Annotated in this window: 3 protein-coding genes; all 3 read left to right on the top strand. The window is 29.6% G+C overall.

The window, feature by feature from the left end; genetic code table 11:
• Positions 1–48 precede the first annotated feature (48 nt).
• Positions 49–1,407: an MATE family efflux transporter gene (locus J7G74_RS11300; RefSeq protein WP_297135370.1), complete on the top strand. Its 1,359-nt coding sequence runs from the start codon at positions 49–51 to the stop codon at positions 1,405–1,407.
• A 262-nt stretch (positions 1,408–1,669) separates the two neighbouring features.
• Positions 1,670–4,339: a bifunctional acetaldehyde-CoA/alcohol dehydrogenase gene (gene adhE / locus J7G74_RS11295; protein WP_297135367.1), complete on the top strand. Its 2,670-nt coding sequence runs from the start codon at positions 1,670–1,672 to the stop codon at positions 4,337–4,339.
• A 291-nt stretch (positions 4,340–4,630) separates the two neighbouring features.
• Positions 4,631–5,188 (top strand): hypothetical protein, encoded by a 558-nt coding sequence (locus tag J7G74_RS11290; RefSeq protein WP_297135364.1) that lies wholly within the window; start codon positions 4,631–4,633, stop codon positions 5,186–5,188.
• Positions 5,189–5,552: the final 364 nt, after the last annotated feature.

Below are 5,552 nucleotides of genomic sequence, written 5' to 3'. Positions count from 1 at the left end.
GGATAGTTTATTATATATTAAGTTAAGATTAAATTCAAGGAGGTCGTCATGGAAAATTCATTGGAAAAGAAAGTCACAATGACTTCTTTAATTAGATACACTATGCCAACGGTAGTGATGATGGTATTTTTCTCACTTTATACTATTATAGATGGTATGTTTATATCTAAATTCGTTGGAGCTAATGCATTATCAGCTACAAATATAGTTTATCCTGTAATAAATATATTAATAGGCATCGGAGTAATGTTTGCAACAGGGGGAAGTGCCATTGTTGCTAAGTGCATGGGTGAAGGAAAAAATCAAGAGGCAAAAGAAAACTTTACTCTTATAACAATAAGCGCTATTATTGTAGGTGTTGTTGTTGAAATACTAAGTATTATCTTTATAAAAGATATTATATATGCTCTAGGATCAACAGATTCTTTATTTTATTATTGTAAAGAGTATTTATTTTATATGGTGATATTTACACCTTTTATAATATTAAAACTTTATTTTGACTATTTCTTAGTAACAGCAGGAGTTCCAAAGTTAGGTCTGATAAGTTCTATTGCAGGTGGAATTGTAAATATAGTTTTAGATTATGTCTTTATAGCACAATTAAATCTAGGTGTGAAAGGAGCTGCTCTTGCTACTTGTATAGGATATATATTACCTTCTTTTGTTGGGATTGCTTACTTTTTCAATAAAAAGAATGTATTGCATTTTGTTAAGCCAAAATTAAAATTAAAAGTAGTTTTGAGAAGCTGTTCAAATGGTATATCAGAAATGGTTACACAGTTATCTTCTGCTGTAACAACATTTCTATTTAATATTGCAATGATCAAATTATTAGGAGAAGATGGTGTTGCTTCTATAACAATTATGCTTTATATGCAGTTTTTATTAAACGCAGCCTACTTAGGATTTACTTCTGGTGTATCTCCTAGAATAAGTTATAATTACGGAAGCCAGGATGAAGAACAATTACAAAAACTAGTTAAGTTTAGTCTAATTATTATAGCTGTATTTGGAATTTTTATTTTCATTACATCAAGAATATTTTCTGAAGTGTTGATATCTTTATTTGCTGATAAGGGAACAAATATATTTGATATAACTCTTAATGGATTTATGATTTTCTCAATAGCTTTCTTAGTAGCAGGATTTAATATATTTGGTTCTGGTATGTTTACTGCTTTCTCAAATGGTAAGGTATCAGCTATACTTTCATTGCTTAGAACGTTTGTATTCTTTATTTTAGGTATTACACTTTTACCAAGGTTTATTGGCGTAAATGGAGTATGGTTTGTTGTTCCTTTTGCAGAAGTGGCTACTATGATAGCTTCACTTAGTTTTATGTATAAATATAGACGTGAATATTTATATGAAGGTATATTTTTAGCAAAAGAAATGTATAAATAAAATAATATACTGAATTATCAGAGTTGATTACTATATTTTAATAGGAATCAGCTCTTTTTTATTAAAGTTATCACTAATTGTTGTTAAAAAAATAATAAAGTAAAACAATAAATTAACTAAAAATAGTAAAGTAAAATGGAAGATTGTTAAAAAAATATATATAAAAATTAGTTTTATTTTACTAATAAGTTGTGCTATGATTTTAATATCAAGGTGGAATTAATCAGCGAAGTCCAAAAAATAAAAGGAGATAGTTGAATATATGGTGGTAAATAGTGTTGAAACATTAAAACAAGAAATGGAAAAAGTAAGAAAGGCACAAGCTGAATTTGCTAAATTTACACAAGAACAAGTAGATAAGATATTTTTTGAGGCAGCGATGGAGGCTAATAAACGCAGAATATATCTGGCTAAGATGGCAGTTGAAGAAACTGGAATAGGTGTTGCAGAAGATAAGGTTATCAAAAATCATTATGCATCTGAGTACATATACAACACTTATAAAGATACTAAAACTTGTGGAGTAATAGAAAAAGATGAAGGTTTTGGAATTACAAAGATATATGAACCAATAGGTGTATTAGCAGGTATAGTTCCAACTACAAATCCTACATCAACAGCAATATTTAAAAGTTTGATAGCTTTAAAGACTAGAAATGGTATAGTATTTTCACCACATCCAAGAGCAAAAAAATGTACGATTGAAGCGGCTAAAGTAGTTTTAGATGCAGCAGTAAAAGCTGGAGCACCTAAAAACATAATAGGATGGATAGATGAACCATCAGTAGAATTATCAGGAGAAATTATGAAAGAAGCTGATATGATATTAGCTACAGGTGGACCAGGTATGGTTAAAGCTGCTTACTCATCAGGAAAGCCTGCTATAGGGGTTGGATCAGGGAATACACCGATAATACTTGATTCTTCATGCGATATAAAAATGGCTGTATCTTCTATAATACATTCAAAAACATTCGACAATGGAACAATATGTGCATCAGAACAATCAGTAATAGTTGACTCTTCTATATATGATGAAGTTAAAAAAGAGTTTATATCTAGAAAATCTTATATACCACAGGGAGAAGAATTAAATAAATTAAAGAAAATAGTATTAGGACCTAATGGAACTATGAATGCCAAATTAGTAGGTAGACCAGCTATAGAAGTAGCGGAAGAAGCTGGATTTGAAGTTACTCAAGATACAAAATTAATAATAGGAGAAGCCACATCAACAGACATATCAGAACCGTTAGCACACGAAAAATTATTCCCATTATTATCAATGTATAAATCAAAAGATTTTGATGATGCTATAAAAAAAGCAGATCAACTTGTTAAGGATGGCGGAATTGGACATACAGCGGGAATTTATTTAGACGTAGTAAATAACAGAGAAAAACTTGAAAAATTCCAAAATGCAATGAAAACTTGTCGTATATTAGTTAATACACCATCAGCTCAAGGTGGTATAGGAGATTTATATAACTTTAAATTAGAACCATCACTAACACTAGGTTGTGGTTCTTGGGGAAATAACTCTTTCTCTGGTCAAGTTGGGCCACTTCAGTTATTGAATACAAAAACAGTTGCTGAAAGGAGAGAGAATATGCTTTGGTTTAGATCACCAGCTAAAACTTATATCAAAAAAGGTTGTTTAGGTGTAGCTATAAAAGAATTAGGAAAACAATATTATGATTGCAAAAAAGTATTCATAGTAACTGATGAATTCTTATATGCTAATGGGTATACAAAGCCTGTAACAGATGCATTAGATGAAATGGGAATACAACACACTACATTCTATGAAGTTAAGCCAGATCCAACATTAAGTACTGCTAAAAAAGGTGCAGAACAATTAAGATCATTCCAACCTGACTGCATAATAGCAATCGGTGGTGGATCTGCAATGGATGCAGCAAAAATAATGTGGGTTATGTACGAATATCCAGAAGTAGATTTCATGGATTTAGCTATGAGATTCATGGATATAAGAAAGAGAGTATATACATTCCCTAAAATGGGTCAAAAAGCTATGATGGTTGCAATACCAACTTCTTCAGGAACTGGCTCAGAAGTTACTCCATTTGCAGTTATAACAGATGATGAAACTGGTCATAAATATCCACTTGCAGATTATGAATTAATGCCAACTATGGCTATAGTAGATGCAGATATGATGATGCACCAACCAAAAGGATTAACTGCTGCTTCTGGTATAGATGCATTGACACATGCTTTAGAAGCTTATGCAGCTATGCTTCAAACTGAATTTACAGATGGGTTAGCTTTACAAGCTACTAAATCTATATTTGAATATTTACCAAGAGCTTATGAAAAAGGTGCTAATGATCCTAAGGCAAGAGAAAAAATGGCTCATGCTTCAACAATGGCAGGTATGGCCTTTGCAAATGCATTCTTAGGTGTTTGTCACTCTCTTGCTCATAAACTTGGTGCATTCCATCATATACCACATGGTGTAGCAAATGCGCTATTAATAAACTTAGTATTAGATTTCAATGTCAGCTCGGCTCCAAGAAAAATGGGTACATTCCCACAATATGAATATCCAAACATGTTAGAAAGATACGCAGAAATCGCTACTTTCATAGGAATAGAAGGAAAAGATGATCAAGAAAAATTTGATAAATTACAATTAAAAATAAAAGAGTTAAAAGCTAAAGTAAATATACCAGAAACTATAAAAGAGTGGGGCATAGATGAAAAAGCATTCTTAGAGCATTTAGATGAAATGGTAGAACAAGCATTTGATGATCAGTGTACAGGTGCTAATCCAAGATATCCATTATTCTCAGAAATAAAAGAAATGTACTTAAAAGCTTACTACGGAGAAGAAGAATTCTATAAATTAAAATTTGATGAAGATTCAAAAGAGAAAAAAGAACAAGTAGAATTAACATCTAAAAAATAATTTATTAAAGGTTAGTTAATAGATAAGATAAAGAGGCTACCTTCAAATGATTTTAAATCATTTGAAAAGGTAGTTTCTTTTTTTTAGCATAATTTCATTACTATTAAAATAGTAACATTTTGTTACTTTGCATGTTACTATTTTGTAATCCTAAGTAACAGACGTGTAACTGTAATTATTAAATATTAGATGTTATTATAATAATATAAACAAAGCAAATAAATACAAAATAAAACAAATAAATTAAAGCAATTATAAATAAAAAATATACTTATAGAGGAAGTGTTGAAAATGAAAAAAGGAATTATAGCAATAACATTATTAATATCAGGAGCATTATTATTAAAACCAGTTACAACTACAAGTTTTGCAAAAGATATAAAAGAAGAATCTACACCAGTAAAAGTTGAAACAACTAGTAAAGTAGAATCATTAAATGAAAATATAGATCAAATAGAAGAAAAAGAAGAAGTTAAAGTACCTGTTCAAGAAGAACAAATTTTAAATAAAGAAGAAGCTGTATCTAAAGAAGAAGTTAAAGTTGAAGAAACTATTAAACCATCTGATGAAGCAATAGCTGACGAAAACAAAGAAGAACAAGAAGATAAAGGAATGACTAAATCAGAAGCTGAAGCATTTTTAGCTCAATACATAAGTCAAGTGGAGCAAGCTGATTTTACATTTACATACCAAGGTGATGAAAACAGTTTTGATTTAATAAAAGTAAATGGAATAAGAGGATATGTATTCTTACCAAATATAGAAACAGATATGGCATACTTAGTAGATAAAGATAATGGATCAATATATTCATTCCATCCATCTGGATACTTAGAATTATTAAAATAATATAAATAGATATTATAATATGAAAGGCACTTCAATATGAGGTGTCTTTTATGTTATCTAGATAAGTTTTAACTATTTTACAATAATTACATTATAGTTACACTTTTCTATGCAAGGCAAATATTTATTTTTTTTATGATAGTATATGATAAATGAACTAATTTTTATTTAAAACTTAAATATTAATATTATTATTTTGGGGGAGGAGAGTATCGTGCAGTATGAGAAGTTAAGTAGGGGAGCTATAGGATGTATGTTTATTGCTACCTTAATTCAAGTTTTAATTTTGAGTGGAATTTTATTAGGAGTATGGCTTATATTTGGTGAAAGACTACCTAGAATAGTAAAAATTATTATGTTAGTT

Source organism: Terrisporobacter sp. (genome assembly GCF_017888745.1).
In the GTDB taxonomy this organism is placed as follows: Bacteria; Bacillota; Clostridia; order Peptostreptococcales; family Peptostreptococcaceae; genus Terrisporobacter.
The sequence above is the reverse complement of the archived record's forward strand: the minus strand, read 5'-3'. Positions and strand labels throughout refer to the sequence as shown.

What these genes read in the sequence shown, in the direction of transcription:
- J7G74_RS11300 (WP_297135370.1), top strand. Translation starts at nt 49, where the DNA reads ATGGAAAATTCATTGGAAAAGAAAGTCACAATGACTTCTTTAATTAGA.
- adhE (WP_297135367.1), top strand. Translation starts at nt 1,670, where the DNA reads ATGGTGGTAAATAGTGTTGAAACATTAAAACAAGAAATGGAAAAAGTA.
- J7G74_RS11290 (WP_297135364.1), top strand. Translation starts at nt 4,631, where the DNA reads ATGAAAAAAGGAATTATAGCAATAACATTATTAATATCAGGAGCATTA.